We start from the raw sequence: 16768 nt of genomic DNA, 5'->3' as shown, positions 1-16768 counted from the left end.
TCTAAAGCTGAGCTAGCTCTCATTTACTTTGCATATTGTAATTATTAAGAAAAGCTATCATTTTTTCTCAGTAGCTTTCCGCTGCTCCCTTCGGGTTTTACAGCAAAAGTTAAATACAGGTGAGCCGATCTGCACGAAGTGAAAAGTTTTGTTACAATAGGTAAGCTGTTACAAATCGTAACTTATGCTGGTTCCTATTTTAATAATTGACGTTGCCCTCGTTGCCTGGTCTTTGCACTTAATGCAAGAGGCGATCGCGCAACGGGAATTTTCACTAATGCTAGCCGGCACCCTAGTTGCGGTATCAGCCGCCGCTCTGCTAGTCGTCTACTTCCTCATGGGGTCTTGTTTGAGCCATTTGAGCGAAATATCCCAACACACTTACTAAATGATAGTAGGCGATTGACCATTGTCCAGAAGCGAGGAGAGTTTTGTGAAAAAAAAGCCGAAAGCCTTGCCAGCCGAAGGCTCAAAACTAATTTCCCCAAAAAGCTTGACAAATATTGGTCAGTTAAGGCATGATTGAGAGCGCGAAAAGAAAGGGGAATTAGCTCAGTTGGTAGAGCACTACAATGGCATTGTAGGGGTCAGCGGTTCGAGCCCGCTATTCTCCATAAATTAAAATTAGGGATACATCACTGGTGTGTCCTAATTTTTACCGAAACATTACCACCGCGTGCTTAAATTCGATCGCGACTTGTACCGAAACACCATAGCCGTGTCCTTAAATTCGATCGTGCCACACACCGCGAAAACCAATTTTCCCCTAAAATCAAAACAGTCTACCCGCAACCAAAGCGCTACCTGTGGCAAAGTCAACTGAACCCAACAATCCAGAGAGTCCGAGCCAACTTGCCCGCACGCCTCTGTACGACCTATCATTAGAACTCAAAGCCCGAATGGTGCCCTTTTCCGGGTGGGAGATGGCAGTACAGTACGCAGGCATCAGCAGCGAACACCAAGCAGTACGCCAGCAAGCAGGAATGTTCGACATTTCCCACATGGGAAAATTTGGTTTGAGAGGGAAACAAGTAAGAGAAAAATTTCAACCCTTAGTACCCTCAGACTTGAGCCGCTTGCAACCCGGTCAAGCTCAATATACAGTCTTGCTAAATGCCCAAGGCTGCATCTTAGACGACATTATTTTCTACTGCCAAGAACCAGACCCCATCACTAGCGAAGAACGTGCAGTAATCATTGTCAACGCCGCCACTCGCATCGCCGACAAAGCATGGATCACCACTCACTTAGAATTGAGCGAACTGTGTTTTACAGACATCTCCGAAGATAAAGTTTTAATTGCCATTCAAGGGCCAGAAGCTGTTAACTATCTCCAGCCTTTTGTGGAAGACAGCCTCACACCAATTAAGGCATTTGGTCACTTAGAAACAAACCTGTTGGGACAACCTAGTTTTATCGCCAGAACTGGTTACACCGGCGAAGATGGGTTTGAAATCATGGTGGATGCCGAAGTTGGAAAAGAACTGTGGCAAAAATTGTTAGCTGCTGGCGTTGTTCCCTGCGGATTGGGTGCGAGAGATACCTTGCGTTTAGAAGCAGCAATGGCTCTTTACGGTCAAGATATCGACGACAATATCACGCCTTTAGAAGCTGGATTGGGTTGGGTAGTTCACCTCGACACCAAAGGCGATTTTATTGGCCGTGAGGTTTTGGAACAGCAAAAAGCGAGTGGAGTATCGAAGCGGTTGGTAGGGCTAGAAATGCAGGGGCGGCACATTGCGCGCCACGGCTATCCGGTAATATTTGAAGGCGAAAAAGTAGGAGAAGTTACTAGCGGTACATTATCGCCTACTTTGAATCGTGCAGTTGCCCTCGCATTTGTTCCGGCAAAATTAGCTAAAATCGGTCAGCAATTAGAAGTCGAAATTCGCGGGAAAAACTATCCGGCTAATGTGGTGAAAAAACCATTTTATAAATCGCAAAATCGCCCCTGTTAAATTAGGTACAGCAGTTCTCAATCTTGGTGAGGTATGCCCTATGCCCTATGCCCTATGCCCGCTTATCAAGCGTGCACCTCATGTTACTGAGAAAGGCTATAAAGTGTAAGTGTATGTGTTCTTGTGGAACGGGCTTCTAGCCCGTTGCTCATCTTGGTCGAGAAGATTCATCTACTAGCTTAGCAAAATTTCGCAAAGTTGCAGCATAGCGATCGCCCGCCACATCCATCAAATCATTATGACCGGCCCCATCAACCCAAAAATTTAATTTCGGCTGCTTCGCCGCTGCAAACAACTTCTCTCCATGCCAAAAATGCACCACCTCATCAGCTTTACCATGAATCACCAAAACAGGCGATCGAACTTTGCCAATCTTATCAATATTCACAAACTTGTCAAAGGGTAAAAGCGGAATCCGCGTCAACACCCGAAAAGCCGAAACAAAGGAACTTTCAACCACCAAACCGCCGACTTTCTGCCGGGAAGCCAAATCAATTGCCGGCCCACCCCCCACAGAACGCCCGTAAAGAATAATTTGCTTGGCAGGTATTCCCAAATGTTGGGTTAAATAATTGTAAACTGCATCAATATCACGATAAGTATTATCCTCAGAAGGATTTCCCTGACTCGTGCCGTAACCTTGATAATCATAGGCAAACACAGCAAAACCGTTATCTCGAATCTCTCTGAGTAGCCACAAAATCCCGCCCAAGTCTTCCGCATTCCCGTGACTGTAAAGTATGGTATATTTAGCTTGCGGGTTAGGTAAATGAACAGTAGAAATTTTCACGCCATTAGCTGAGCTAACTTTGATAACTTCCCTGCTATCACTCTGGCTAGATGGGGGAGGTTGAAAAATTAGCCGTTCTGAAAAAAAGAAACCGTAAAAACATAGAAATGCGTAAATAAAAATTATAGAGCGCATCAGTCGTTTGATAGAAAATTCTCCAAAAAGCAAGCGTTTAAAATTTTTTTTGTTCCACTTAGTCATCAATAAATGCCCATAGTTCACTAAGATTTACTTGATACTTTGTTTATTGTGAGAAAAGATATGGCACTAAAATACCCCGATGACTTGAAATACCTAGACACCCACGAATACATCCGACTCGAAGGCGAAATTGCCACCATCGGCATTAGTGCTTTTGCAGTTGACCAACTCGGCGATATCGTGTTTCTAGATTTGCCCGAAGTCGGTGCAGGGTTGGAAAAAGGCGAAGCTTTCGGTACAGTCGAGTCAGTGAAAGCGGTTGAAGACTTGAAAGCACCAGTTACCGGTACAGTTGTAGAACGCAATGATGAAATTATAGAGTCTCCCGAAAATTTGGCGGAAGACCCCTATGGCGCTGGGTGGCTGCTGAAAGTGCGCGTTGACAATCCCAGCGAAGCAGACGACGCTTTCTCGGCCCCAGAGTATCGAAAAATGGTCGAAGGGGAATAGGGCATAGGGCATGGGGCATAGGGCATGGGGCATAGGGCTTGTTGATAATTCCACAATCCGCCAGGGGTTGAAACCCACGGGGCTTTTAGCACAAGTCGTCTTTAGACGACTGATACCAAATCCGGCTTAAATACCCCCTTTATCTCGCTTGTCCGCTAAGGCAGACTTCGTTTGACTCTCGACAGCGGTTTCAACCATCGACCTTAATCTAAAGTCGTCTTCAGACGACTTTAGCTATGAGACAGGGGTTGAAACCGCTGTCGGACTTTGATACACGCAAAAAATCTTGCTTAGTCGTCTTCAGACGACTTTAGCTATGAGACAGGGGTTGAAACCGCTGTCGGACTCTCGGACTTTGATAGACGCAGAAAATCTTCCTTGTTTTCTTAGCAAAATGTTACAAACAAAGAAGCAAAAGTCAATTCAGGAGAATCCGCCTTGGTACTCTACAGCCCTCAACTTGAACCCAGTCAGCAGCAAAACCTTTCCCCCATAAATGGTTTTGCGGGCCGGCACATTGGCCCGACACCCAGCGAAATCCAGCAAATGCTCAATGTTTTGGGCCTTTCCAGCCTCGATGAGTTGATTGACAAAACGGTTCCTGCGACGATTCGTATTTCTCAACCCTTACAACTTCCCGCAGCGCAAAGCGAGTACAGCGCTTTGGCAGAATTGAAAGAAATTGCTGCAAAAAATCAGGTATTTCGATCGTACATCGGCACAGGATATCACGATTGCATAACTCCCCCCGTCATCCAGCGGAATATCCTAGAAAATCCCGGCTGGTATACAGCTTACACACCCTACCAAGCCGAAATTGCTCAAGGGCGATTGGAAGCTTTACTGAACTTCCAAACCATGATAATTGACCTCACGGGTTTGGAAATTGCCAACGCTTCTTTGCTGGATGAAGGGACTGCGGCGGCGGAAGCGATGGCGGTAAGTTACGGCGCGAGTAAAAATAAGGCAAAAGCGTTTTTTGTTTCCCAAGATTGCCACCCTCAAACTGTGGAAGTGGTGCAAACTCGCGCTAAGCCGCTGGGAATTGAGGTAATTGTCGGCGACCATCAAAGCTTTGAGTTCGATCGTACAATTTTCGGCGCTCTCCTGCAATACCCCGCCACAGACGGCGCAATTTACGACTATACCGATTTTATTCGATCGGCACACGAAGTCGGCGCATTAGTCACAGTCGCCGCCGACATTTTGAGCCTTTGCTTGCTCACACCCCCCGGCGAATTCGGCGCGGATATAGCCGTAGGAAGCACTCAGCGCTTCGGAGTGCCGATGGGATTCGGAGGGCCCCACGCAGCCTATTTCGCCACTCGAGAAGAGTTTAAACGCCAAGTTCCGGGGAGAATCGTCGGCGTTTCTAAAGATGCCAACGGCAAATCTGCTTTACGTTTGGCATTGCAAACTCGCGAACAGCACATCCGCCGCGAAAAAGCTACTAGCAATATTTGTACTGCTCAAGTTTTGCTGGCAGTGATGGCGAGTATGTATGCTGTTTATCATGGCCCGTCTGGACTCAAAGACATTGCTGAGAAAGTATGGAGTTTAACAGCACTTTTGGCATCTGGTTTAAGAAGTTTCGGATACAAAATTGGTTCTCAACCTTTCTTCGATACTTTGCGGGTAGAATTGGGAGACAAACCGCTGTCAGAACTTCTAGAAGCTACTAAAGTTCGCAAAATTAATCTCCGAGTTTTCGATGATTCGACAGTGGGAATCACTTTAGATGAAACTGTCAGCGTTGAAGATGTGCAAGAGTTATGGGAAATTTTTGCACAGAATAAAGATTATATCAGGGCAGACGGGCAGAATGCTCTCAACATTCCGCTGGATGCCGACGCATTGAGTTCCTATTTGACATTACCAGATTTTTGCGATCGCACCAGCAGCTATCTCGCCCATCCAGTTTTCAACAGCTACCATTCGGAAACTGAACTTTTGCGCTATTTGCACCGTTTAGAAGCCAAGGATTTATCGCTAAATACATCGATGATTCCCTTGGGCTCTTGCACAATGAAATTGAATGCAACAGCAGAGATGATGCCGGTGACTTGGGCGGAATTTGGCAAGATACATCCCTTTGCACCCCCCGATCAAACTCGCGGGTATCAAATGATGTTCGTGCAACTAGAACAGTGGCTAGCAGAAATTACCGGTTTCGCGGGAATTTCTTTGCAGCCCAACGCAGGTTCCCAAGGCGAATACGCGGGTTTGTTAGTTATTCGTCAATACCACGAACACCGAGGCGAATCTCACCGAAATCTCTGTTTAATTCCCCAGTCAGCCCACGGTACAAATCCGGCTAGCGCGGTGATGGCGGGGATGAAAGTAGTTCCAGTAGAGTGCGATTCTCAAGGCAATATTGATGTTGCTGACTTACATAAAAAAGCAGAAAAACACAAAAATGAACTGGCGGCTTTGATGGTGACATATCCATCAACCCACGGCGTTTTTGAGGAAGAAATTAAAGAGATTTGCGAGATTGTCCACAACTGCGGCGGACAAGTTTATATGGACGGCGCAAATATGAATGCTCAAGTTGGTTTGTGCCGCCCCGGTGATTTTGGTGCTGATGTTTGTCACTTGAATCTGCACAAAACTTTCTGTATTCCCCACGGCGGCGGCGGGCCGGGAATGGGCCCAATTGGGGTAATGTCTCATTTAGTAGAATTTTTGCCCAGTCATTCTATTCTTAACAGTCAACAGTCAACAGTCAACAGTCAACAAATATCAGTTGGTGCTGTTTCCGCCGCGCCTTGGGGAAGTGCTAGCATTTTGCCTATTTCTTGGATGTACATTCGGATGATGGGAGGAGTGGGTTTAACTGAGGCAACAAAAGTAGCAATTCTTAATGCTAATTACATGGCCAAACGCTTAGAATCTTATTATCCGGTTTTGTACAAAGGGAAAGCTGGTTTGGTGGCGCATGAGTGTATTCTAGATTTGCGATTACTCAAAAAATCTGCGGCTATTGAAGTCGAAGATATTGCTAAACGGTTGATGGATTACGGCTATCACGCGCCGACAGTTTCTTGGCCGGTTGCTGGTACGGTAATGGTGGAACCTACCGAAAGCGAATCGAAGCAGGAATTAGACCGTTTTTGCGATGCGATGATTGCGATTCGAGCGGAAATTGCGGAGATTGAAAAAGGTAATGTTGATGCGGAAAATAACGTCTTGAAAAATGCGCCGCACACTGCAGAATCTCTGATGGTTGATGAGTGGAATCGTCCTTATACTCGCGCGCAAGCGGCTTATCCGGCACCTTGGACTCGCGAATATAAGTTTTGGCCGGCAGTGGGCCGGATAGATAATGCGTTTGGCGATCGCAATTTTGTCTGTTCTTGTTTGCCAATGGAGGCTTACAGTCAAGGTTAAATAAGTCTCTCCGGGTACACAATGGGAATCTTACACACACACTATTGTGAGGAGTAGGGGTTGGGCTTCTAGCCCGCCCCAAAAGTTATATCAATTCCGGTTACACTCATACATGATGGGGAGTGGGGAGTGGGGGAATGTAGAATTATTGACCTTGACTTTATCATTCCCATCCAACCGGAAACGATATTAAATTTAAATGTAGAACGGCTGATTAATCTCGATAAATTGCCCGCAAATAATGTAATAAAATAATCCACCTTTACCAGGGAAAATAAAAAATGAATAGACGCTTTTTGTGGCTTACTCACGAAAATAAACCGCGTTGGATTACCCTATTATTGTTAGGTTTTTTGGCTGCTTTGGGGGTAGTGGCAACAAAAGCCTACATCAAAATGGCGATCGCGCAAACTATCGGCCTGGCTTTATCTGTTAATCTTACAGCCGATCGCCATTCAATCAGCCCCGACATCTACGGTGTAAATAAAATTAGCACTTGGAACTGCGACTTGAGAGTATATAAATATGGTTTTAGGGCAACTTACCCGGCTAATTCTATGACTTTGGTGGCTATTCCCAAGGCTAGTTCTTAGGGGGAGTTAACTTAACCCACGGAATTCACCTCCCAGAACCGAAATAATTAAACCGCAGAGGACGCAGAGGACACTGAGGAAGAGAAGAGAGAGATAAATAATTCTGACATTTTTAATCTGAAATTAGACCTGAAGCGTTCATGCGATCGTCCTTAGCATCCGAGTGTGTTAGGGGACAAATACAACTCTCCTGTCCCAGCCACTGCGATCCTACTTGATGCAAGGCTGCCATCACCGGTTGAATTTGGCGACCCTTGGGCGTGAGGGAATATTCTACACGGGGCGGAATCTCGGCATAAACACGGCGATCGACTAGCCCTTGAGATTCCAACTCTCGGAGGCGTTGGGTGAGGGTTTTGGTGCTGATGCCAGGAAGTGCCGCGAGTAATTCGTGGGTACGCCTCGCGCCTCCAAACAGTTCGCGTAGAACCAAAATTGACCATTTATTGTCCAACAAATCCAGCACAAACTGAATCGGACATTTAACCTCTACGCACTGACTTGCTTCCACCATAAACTCCCTTCACAGTTGCCTTCACGATAATTTCCATATTTCTTTAGAAATGGCTCAAACGTCCGATTGGCTTCAATGCTTTACCTCAAGTAACTATAGGATACCACTGGTAACTGACTTGTGGGCGATCGTGGATTAAGGCAATGTGGTTCACAGTCATCAATTCCGAAAAATCCACTCTCCACTCCTATGGTTAGTTCAATTAGTAAATCGGAGTCTGCTGGTCTGCCATCTGGCATTAAAGCACCTGTTCAAGAAACCCTGTTAACACCCCGCTTTTACACCACCAATTTTGATGCCGTTGCCGAAATGGATCTGTCAGGGCAACAAGCGGAATTAGAATCAGTTGTAGCAGAATTGCGCGCGGACTATAACCGCCACCATTTTGTCCGCAATCAAGAGTTTGAGCAATGCTGGGACAAGATTGATGGCGAAACGCGAAAGGCATTTATTGACTTTCTAGAGCGCTCCTGTACCTCAGAATTTTCGGGTTTTCTGTTGTTCAAAGAACTCTCCCGCAAACTTAAGAATCGCCAACCGTTGTTATCGGAAGCCTTTAGCTTACTGGCACGGGATGAAGCGCGTCATGCCGGTTTCTTGAATAAGGCGATGGCAGATTTTGGGTTGTCTCTCGATCTGGGCTATTTAACAAAAAATCGTACCTACACATTCTTCCCTCCAGAATGGGTAATTTATACTGTTTATCTGTCGGAAAAAATTGGCTACTGGCGCTATATTTTGGTGTATCGCCATCTCGAACAACATCCCGAACATCAAATTTATCCCCTGTTTCGCTACTTCGAGAATTGGTGCCAGGACGAAAATCGGCATGGGGATTTCTTTAAGGCTTTGTTGCGATCGCAGCCTAAGCTTTGGAATAACTGGAAGGCAAGACTCTGGGCGCGCTTTTTCCTACTGACGGTGTTTGCCACCCACACAATGACGGTGTTGGAACGCTCCACATTTTATGACTCGATCGGGATCGACCCCGATGAATATAACAAGCAGGTGATTCATCACACCAATGAAACAGCAAAACGGGCGTTTCCCAGTATTTTAGATACTCACCATCCAGAATTCTTTCCCCGTTTGGATCGATGTGCGATCGCCAATCAGAAGCTAGCAGAAATCTCAACTAACCAGCGCCCTGCCGCCATCCAATTTTGCCAAAAACTACCCTGGATTGCTGTGATTTTCTGGCAGTTGTTGCGCCTTTATTTACTGCCCTCGATTAATGCTGAATCGTCCAGAACCGCGATTAATTAGGAGATATTACCATGACTAATCTATCCACACGCCTCCGAGAAGGCACGATGCAATCCCACACCACAGCCGAAAATACGGCATTTATGAAATGCTTTATCAAAGGCATTGTGGAACGGGAACCTTTGCGTAAACTATTTGCCGATTTGTACTTTGTTTACAGCGCCTTAGAAACGGCTTTGCAGAGCCATGTCAACCACCCGATTATCGGAACCCTCTATTTCCCTGAGTTAAATCGCACTGAGAATCTGGCTGGCGATCTAGCTTTTTATTACGGTGAAAATTGGCGGGAGCAAATTACGGCTTCGCCAGCGGGTTCTGTGTATCGCGATCGCATTCAAACCCTCTCAAAAACCGATCCAGTCCTGCTGATTGCCCATGCCTACACCCGCTACATGGGTGATTTATCCGGCGGACAAAGCTTGAAAAACGTGATTCGATCGGCGTTGTCTCTGCCGCCGGATCAGGGAACAAATTTCTATGAATTTTCCCAAATCTCAACACCAGAAGCAAGGCGAGTATTTAAGGAACGCTATCGCCAAACCTTTGATGAGTTTCCGGTGGATGCTGACACGATCGAGCGAATTGTCGCCGAAGCAAATACGGCATTTACCCTTAACCAGGATGTAATGCACGAACTCGAAGCCGATGTAAAAGCGGCGATTGGAGACCATACCTTTGATTTGCTGACTCGGCAAGATCGCCCCGGTAGCACAGAAGGCCGCAGCCCTCATGCCAAGCGAGAATCTGTCGCGAAATAACTCGCCCCACGAAAACAAGATCGATCGTATCTCTAAAATATGCCGGGGTTCTGAATTTACACAACAACAGAAGGATAAATCGGTTAATGAAACAGTTATCACAAACGGTTGAATTTGATGCTGCATTGTTGAATAAATACAACCAGCCTTTACCTCGCTATACCAGCTATCCACCCGCCACAGAATTAAGCACTGATTTCGATCGCCACGCATTTAAAACCGCGATCGCCGTCGGCAATCACAAACAAACCCCCTTATCGTTTTACTGCCACATCCCCTTTTGTGCAACGCCCTGTTATTTCTGCGGCTGCAATACCATCATTACCCAGCGCAAGGAGGTGGTAGAACCCTATTTAGGCTATCTCGATCGCCAAATTCGCCAAGTTGCCAGTTTGGTGGATGCCGATCGGCTGGTGCATCAGTTGCACTGGGGCGGCGGCACGCCCAACTATCTCGATCGCAGTCAGGTAGAGTGTCTCTGGAACCAGTTAAATCGATATTTTCGGTTCGATGACGCTGCAGAAATATCGATCGAAGTCAATCCTAGCTATATCGATCGCGAATATATTCTCTTTTTGCGACAATTAGGATTCAATCGGATTAGCTTTGGCATTCAAGACTTTAATCCCACCGTGCAGGAAGCAATCAATCGGGTGCAGCCGGAAGCGATGTTGTTTGATGTGATGGATTGGATGCGGGAAGCAGGGTTTGAAAGTGTAAATGTAGATTTGATTTACGGCTTACCTTTCCAGACACAAGCAACGTTCCAGGAAACGGTACAGAAGACCTTGCAATTAAATCCCGATCGCATTGCCGTCTTTAATTTTGCCTATGTTCCCTGGATCAAACCGATTCAGAAACGGATGCCGGAATCTGCATTGCCGACTGCGGGTGAAAAGCTGAAAATTCTGCAAAGTACGATCGCTCAACTGACGCAAAATGGCTATGTATTTATTGGCATGGATCACTTTGCTAAGCCCAATGATGAACTGGCGATCGCGCAACAAGCGGGGCAACTACATCGTAATTTTCAGGGTTATACCACTAAGCCCGAATCTGATCTGTTGGGCTTTGGCATGACTTCCATCAGTATGTTGCAGGATGTGTATACCCAAAACCACAAGGGACTAAAAGACTTTTATGGGGCGATCGATGCGGGTGAATTACCGATCGAAAAAGGCGTTAGACTCAATCAGGACGATATGATTCGGCGCACAGTAATCATGGAATTAATGTGTCAATTCCAACTGTCGGTGCAAGATTTGGAACAAAAATACCATCTCGGCTTCGATCTCGACTTCAATGACTATTTTGCTCATGTTTTGCCACAACTTGATGCCTTAGAAACCGATGGATTAATTAAACGTTGGGGCGATGGCATTGAAGTAACGGCGATCGGGCGCTTGCTAATTCGCAATATTGCATCCGTGTTTGATAGCTATCTCATCCCCCACTCAAGCAAACGGTTTTCCAAGTCCCTATGAATCATCGTCAATCGATTTTAGATTTTAGATTTTAGATTTTCGATTGACTTGCGCGAGATAAATGCTCTTTCTTGAGGATTTGAGATTTGAGATTTGGGATTGATTCCACGGATAAATCACGTGGCGGGTACCACCTTGGAAATTCGCTTGTCAGACTTGTCAACTCAGATTTGTTAAAGTAGTCAGGGATGGATAAATACTTTCATAACTGAGTTGTTGCTTAAATTCTAACCAATTCAAAAAGGAAAAATCAATGTTCTGTGAACAATGCGAACAAACAGCAAGCGGACAAGGATGCCATCAGTTTGGTGCTTGTGGGAAAAGTCCCCAGGTGAATGCTATCCAAGATCTGCTGATTTATTATCTGCGCGGGTTGGCTCCGATTGCCCTGAAAGCAAAGGAGTTAGGCATTGATACTCATGCAGTGGATGTCTTCACCTGCGAAACGATCTTTGCCACGATGACGAATGTCAACTTTTCCGAAAAGCGGTTTGTTGAGTATCTCCAGGAAGCGATCGCCCATCGCGCCAACCTCAAGGCTCAAGTGCAGCAAGCAACAGACACTCCACCCACGTGGGCTGCAATTTCCGACTTTGAACCCAACTTTGAGGAGAGCCTGGTTGAGCAGGGTGAGCTGATTTCCATCCAGTTCATGAGTCAGTCTGCCTGGAATGTGGATATTTTCTCACTCAAACTCACAGTGTTATATGGGGTTAAGGGTCTTGCCTCCTACACCTTCCACGCCTACGAAGTGGGACAGGAAGACGAGCGGGTGTATCGTTTCATTTATGAGGCACTTGTCGCCCTCGATAACCAGACCTTGGGCTTGCAGGAGTGGGTGAATCTTGCTCTTGAGGTGGGAGCCATCAATCTGCGCTCTATGGAACTCTTGGATGCCGGACATACCGGTAGCTATGGGCACCCAATTCCCACGCCTGTTCCCCTCAATCCACGGCAAGGGAAGGCGATTCTGGTTTCAGGACATGACATCAAACAACTCGAAGGCTTACTCAAGCAAACAGCAGACACTGGAATTACTGTTTACACCCACGGCGAACTTCTACCAGCCCACGGCTATCCCAAACTAAAACAGCAGTACCCCCATCTCTACGGTCACTACGGCACTGCTTGGCAGAACCAAACCAAGGATTTTGGCAAGTTCCCCGGTGCGATCGTGATTACGACCAACTGCTTAATGCCAACCCATTCCTATTATGAAAATAAACTCTTTAGCGTTGGCCCCGTCGGCTATCCGGGTCTGATTAACTTGAGTGCGATCGACAATGGCACACCCGATTTTACTCCCGTTATTGAGAAAGCACTGGCACTTCCCGGCTTCACTGAAGATGCACCCGCCAGGGAAGTCACAGTTGGTTTTGCCCACAATACAGTCCTAGGGGTGGCAGATAAAATCATTGAGGCTGTGAAACAGCGTAAAATCCGCCATTTCTTCCTGGTGGGGGGCTGTGATGGAGCCAAACCCGATCGCAACTACTACACCGAGTTCGTAGAAAAAGTGCCTGATGATTGTGTGGTGCTAACCCTAGCTTGCGGTAAGTTTCGCTTCTTCGATCGACAAATGGGTGACATTGACGGACTACCCCGCCTGATGGATGTTGGTCAGTGCAACGATGCCTACTCCGCGATTCAGATTGCTGTAGCCCTAGCCAATGCCTTTGAGGTAGGTGTCAACGATATACCCCTTTCCATGATTCTGTCGTGGTATGAACAAAAGGCAGTAGCCGTCTTGCTAACTCTCTTGCATTTGGGGATTAAAAACATTCGTCTAGGGCCGACATTACCGGCGTTTATTTCTCCCAATGTATTCAAGCTTCTGTCGGAGAAATATAACTTACAGGCCATTACCACCCCTGATGCCGATCTAGCAGCTTGCTTGAGCTGAGTGGGACTTACTTACGCACGCGGGGTCAAAAACCCGGTTTCTGCGTCAATATCTCTGGGAGATATCAATGATTTTTTCTCGTAAACCGCGTTTTTTGAGTAAGTCCTAATTCAATTAGTGTTCAATCAGACGCGCGCATTTATTTGACTGGTAACTGTGATTGCTTTTTCTAATGTTTATTCCCAATTTTTTTGTGTTGTGAGGTAATTGATGACCGCTAAACTGTTGCCAACAAATCCGACTCGATATCCACTGGATTGGACTGCGGTATTCTTTTTCACCACAATTCATGCTCTCGCACTTTTAGCACCCTGGTTCTTCTCCTGGTCTGCCTTGGGTATGACTCTCTTTTTGCACTGGTTATTTGGCAGTATTGGCATTTGTTTGGGCTATCACCGCCTATTGAGCCATCGCAGTTTTCAGGTTCCTAAAGGGCTGGAATATGCGATCGCCCTGATCGGTACCTTTGCTCTACAAGGAGGGCCAATTTTCTGGGTGGCGGGTCATCGGCTACACCACGCCTATACCGAGGATATCGATAAAGATCCTTACTCAGCCCGGCGGGGGTTCTGGTGGAGCCATATGTTGTGGATTTTCTATCCCCATTCAGAATTCTTCGATTATGAACAGTACCAGCGGTTTGCCCCCGATCTGACACGCGATCGATTTTATTGCTGGCTGAATCGCAACTTTTTGCTGCTGCAAATCCCCTTGGGGCTACTGCTGTATGCACTGGGGGGATGGTCATTTGTGATCTGGGGTATGTTTGTCCGATCTGTTTTACTCTGGCATAGCACCTGGTTTATTAACTCGGTCACTCACCTGTGGGGATACCGTACTTTTGAGACAAACGATAACTCCCGCAATCTTTGGTGGGCGGCTATTCTCACCTATGGCGAAGGTTGGCACAATAACCACCACGCCCATCCTAACGTTGCAAAAGCAGGCTGGCGCTGGTGGGAGTACGATCCGACTTGGTGGGCAATTTGGCTGTTAAAGAAATTGGGTCTCGCCAGAAAAGTGGTGATGCCACCGGCTCAAAATGGTACAGCTTCATAAAATTGGAGATCGACCTGAAGCCATGTCTACTTTCACTAAACCCTTCACTTCTGTTTACGGCCCAGTGCAATCCTGGCGCTTTGGACGATCGCTAGGAATTGATCCGATCGGGCCAGATTCTACTTGCTCATTTAACTGTGTGTATTGCCAGTTAGGTGAAATTGAGCACCAGAGTTGCAACCGCCAGATTTTTGTCCCGACTCAGAAAATTCAACAGGATCTGCAATCCTTCCCTGTCGGCGATGTGAACACCATCACCCTCAGCGGTAGCGGTGAGCCAACTCTGGCGCTGAATTTAGCCGAAATTCTGGTTATGGCGAAGCAAATGACCGGGAAGCCCGTTGGCGTATTAACCAACGGCAGTTTGCTGGGCGATCGCGCGGTGTGTGACGAACTGGCGATCGCCGATTGGGTAGCTGTCAAAGTTGATGCCATTGCTGCTGAATCATTCTGTCGCATCAATCGCCCCATGCCAACCATCAACCTCCAGGAAATTTGGGCCGGTTTACTTCAATTTCGCCAACTCTATTCAGGACACCTGGCAATTCAGACGATGCTACTCACCGAGTGGAACGAACAGGATCGGGCAGAGTACATCCGGCGGATGCAAGCATTACTGCCAGACGAAATCCAACTCAACACGCCGACGCGACTTTGCCCCCTAACGCATCAGCTAGAAGCACGAGGGAATGATCCGCCCAATGGCTGTTTATATCCGACAAGGCAACTCAAGCAAGTCCATCCTGAAGTGCTAAAGGTTTTTGGCGATCGCATTGAACGCGCTATAGGAATTCCAGTGCGTTACCCATTATTAAAACCAGAGGCACAGAAGCAATGAAACCTCAGAAAACAAACCCATATTTTCAGCTTTTAGACATTCCCCCAGGCTATCTCAACATCATGGGATATGTAGACGAGTCGGAAGTGAATGGGCCCGGTTGTCGAGCCGTGATCTGGGTGCAAGGATGCCTGCGGGAGTGTCCAGGTTGCTTTAATCCGGCTTCATGGTCTTTTGAGCTCAATCAACTAATCAGCGTTGATACCCTTGCCCAGCAGATTCTCAGTCACCCTCGCAACCAGGGTGTCACCTTTTCCGGCGGAGAACCCTTCTGGCAAGCTCCAGCTTTGGCAGATTTGGCACGCCAAGTCAAAGCAGCAGGATTAAATGTCATGTCGTTTACTGGCTTTACGTTAGAACAATTGCGATCGCAACAGGGGCCCGCCGGTGTTGAGGAGTTGCTGGAACAACTCGATATTTTAATCGATGGTGCTTATGTGCAGTCTTTAGCAGTCCACTCACCCGATTCTCTCGTTTCTTCCAGCAACCAGCGCGTACATCTTTTCAATCCTGCTTTTCAGGATCAACTCACTTGGGCGAGCGATCAGATGGAGATTCATATTCTCAAAGATGGCAGTCGGATTTTCACAGGCTACCGGGGTCAAATGAATCTGGCTGAGTCGGAGTTATGAACCCGATCGCATTAAGCATCGAGCATCCAAGCAATACACTTTTGCATTTGATTGCTCATTGTTTGCCGATCGGCATAATACCTGCGGCCGTGTCCCGGCAACACCCATTCAAACGAGTAATTAGCCAAACTCTGCATAGATTTTATTTGTTCTGGCCAAGAATACCAACAGACTTCGCGAAAGCCAACTAGCTGCTGCAAACTTTCTGACCAAGCAAGATGATCACCGGTGAACAAAAACTTGTTATTGTAAAGCAAAACTGTGTGACCTTTCGTGTGACCTGGCACAGATATAATCAACACATCATCGGCTAATTGATACGGTTCGCTGCCCGACAATTGAATTTCTACACTGCGAGTACCCGCGTTAATTTCGTCCGAATGAAGGATGCGATCGCACGCAAAATGATCGCGGTATTGTTGATGATCTGCCACATCGTCGCGGTGAGTCAAGTACATATAGCGAATGCCGCCCATTGCTTCTATGTTTTTGACTAGCGGCGGCACAAAACGGGGAGAATCAACTAAAATATTGCCATCGGGACGGACAATTAAATAGCTAGCTGCAGCGTAGGATTTCTCTGAATGATAGCCGCAGTGGTAGACATTTTCTGCTACAAGTGCGGGTAAAAGTTGCTGGGCTTGTTTGATGCTTTTGGGTTTTTCTACAGTGCCGATCGAACTTGTGGGACAAGACAAAAGAGCCGCGAGCGATCGCATTTCTTCAGTTTCATTAGTTGGCTGGTGGTAAACCGCAGACTGTTCTCCCGCTTGACCAAATACTTCAGATGCCATCCACCGACAAGTATCACAATCAATGCAGGTACTGTCTACATAAAAGTTACCGTTAATATTTTCAGTACGCCTCCGATTAATGTTAGCCATTTTTCTACCTCTTAATAACCCATATAAATTATGGTAACTTACAATAAC

Annotated in this window: 15 protein-coding genes and 1 tRNA gene; 13 read left to right on the top strand and 3 right to left on the bottom strand. The window is 46.7% G+C overall.

Annotated elements, in window-relative coordinates; genetic code table 11:
- Positions 1 to 184: 184 nt before the first annotated feature.
- The 3 genes from QT979_RS00250 (at position 185) to gcvT (ending at position 1958) form a co-directional block, all read left to right on the top strand.
- On the top strand, positions 185 to 388 hold the full coding sequence (locus tag QT979_RS00250) for a hypothetical protein (protein ID WP_333058474.1): 204 nt from the start codon (positions 185 to 187) through the stop codon (positions 386 to 388).
- Between the two features lie 153 nt (positions 389 to 541).
- Positions 542 to 614 (top strand) — tRNA-Ala (locus tag QT979_RS00245).
- A 192-nt stretch (positions 615 to 806) separates the two neighbouring features.
- Positions 807 to 1958: a glycine cleavage system aminomethyltransferase GcvT gene (gene gcvT, locus QT979_RS00240; RefSeq protein WP_333307400.1), complete on the top strand. Its 1152-nt coding sequence runs from the start codon at positions 807 to 809 to the stop codon at positions 1956 to 1958.
- 148 nt (positions 1959 to 2106) lie between these two features.
- On the opposite strand, the gene QT979_RS00235 is transcribed toward gcvT, so the two are convergent.
- A complete protein-coding gene (locus tag QT979_RS00235) occupies positions 2107 to 2748 on the bottom strand; it encodes an alpha/beta hydrolase (protein WP_445304745.1) in 642 nt (213 codons plus the stop codon).
- 261 nt (positions 2749 to 3009) lie between these two features.
- On the opposite strand from QT979_RS00235, the gene gcvH reads away from it, so the two are divergent.
- From gcvH to QT979_RS00220, 3 genes are all read left to right on the top strand, one after another.
- Complete coding sequence (gcvH, locus tag QT979_RS00230) at positions 3010 to 3399, top strand: glycine cleavage system protein GcvH (protein WP_333307394.1); 390 nt, start codon at positions 3010 to 3012, stop codon at positions 3397 to 3399.
- Between the two features lie 438 nt (positions 3400 to 3837).
- Complete coding sequence (gene gcvP, locus QT979_RS00225; RefSeq protein WP_333307391.1) at positions 3838 to 6789, top strand: aminomethyl-transferring glycine dehydrogenase; 2952 nt, start codon at positions 3838 to 3840, stop codon at positions 6787 to 6789.
- Between the two features lie 281 nt (positions 6790 to 7070).
- Entirely contained in the window at positions 7071 to 7382 is a 312-nt protein-coding gene (locus tag QT979_RS00220; RefSeq protein WP_333307388.1) for a hypothetical protein, read from the top strand.
- A 112-nt stretch (positions 7383 to 7494) separates the two neighbouring features.
- On the opposite strand, the gene QT979_RS00215 is transcribed toward QT979_RS00220, so the two are convergent.
- Entirely contained in the window at positions 7495 to 7896 is a 402-nt protein-coding gene (locus QT979_RS00215) for a helix-turn-helix domain-containing protein (RefSeq protein ID WP_333212037.1), read from the bottom strand.
- 189 nt (positions 7897 to 8085) lie between these two features.
- Between QT979_RS00215 and acsF the strand changes: the two genes are divergently transcribed.
- The 7 genes from acsF (at position 8086) to QT979_RS00180 (ending at position 15836) form a co-directional block, all read left to right on the top strand.
- Positions 8086 to 9162 carry a magnesium-protoporphyrin IX monomethyl ester (oxidative) cyclase gene (gene acsF / locus QT979_RS00210; RefSeq protein ID WP_333307385.1) on the top strand — a complete coding sequence of 359 codons (1077 nt, stop codon included), beginning with the start codon at positions 8086 to 8088 and terminating at the stop codon, positions 9160 to 9162.
- 11 nt (positions 9163 to 9173) lie between these two features.
- The gene (locus QT979_RS00205) at positions 9174 to 9920 is read left to right on the top strand and encodes a heme oxygenase (biliverdin-producing) (protein ID WP_333307382.1); all 747 of its coding nucleotides are present in this window, start codon (positions 9174 to 9176) and stop codon (positions 9918 to 9920) included.
- A gap of 86 nt (positions 9921 to 10006) precedes the next feature.
- Positions 10007 to 11404, top strand: a complete 1398-nt coding sequence (gene hemN, locus QT979_RS00200; protein ID WP_333307379.1) for an oxygen-independent coproporphyrinogen III oxidase — start codon at positions 10007 to 10009, stop codon at positions 11402 to 11404.
- Positions 11405 to 11657: 253 nt separating this feature from the next.
- The gene (hcp, locus tag QT979_RS00195) at positions 11658 to 13307 is read left to right on the top strand and encodes a hydroxylamine reductase (RefSeq protein ID WP_333307376.1); all 1650 of its coding nucleotides are present in this window, start codon (positions 11658 to 11660) and stop codon (positions 13305 to 13307) included.
- A 210-nt stretch (positions 13308 to 13517) separates the two neighbouring features.
- Positions 13518 to 14366: a fatty acid desaturase gene (locus QT979_RS00190; protein WP_333212046.1), complete on the top strand. Its 849-nt coding sequence runs from the start codon at positions 13518 to 13520 to the stop codon at positions 14364 to 14366.
- Positions 14367 to 14388: 22 nt separating this feature from the next.
- Complete coding sequence (locus QT979_RS00185) at positions 14389 to 15204, top strand: radical SAM protein (RefSeq protein ID WP_333307372.1); 816 nt, start codon at positions 14389 to 14391, stop codon at positions 15202 to 15204.
- Positions 15201 to 15836 (top strand): 4Fe-4S single cluster domain-containing protein, encoded by a 636-nt coding sequence (locus QT979_RS00180; protein WP_333307370.1) that lies wholly within the window; start codon positions 15201 to 15203, stop codon positions 15834 to 15836. Before QT979_RS00185 ends, QT979_RS00180 begins: the two co-directional genes overlap by 4 nt.
- An 11-nt stretch (positions 15837 to 15847) precedes the next feature.
- Here the strand turns inward: QT979_RS00180 and QT979_RS00175 are convergent, their stop codons facing one another.
- A complete protein-coding gene (locus QT979_RS00175) occupies positions 15848 to 16720 on the bottom strand; it encodes an MBL fold metallo-hydrolase (protein WP_333307367.1) in 873 nt (290 codons plus the stop codon).
- Positions 16721 to 16768: the final 48 nt, after the last annotated feature.

This window comes from Microcoleus sp. w2-18bC1, assembly GCF_036700365.1.
Lineage (GTDB): Bacteria > Cyanobacteriota > Cyanobacteriia > Cyanobacteriales > Microcoleaceae > Microcoleus.
This window is presented reverse-complemented; position numbering and strand designations above follow the sequence as displayed.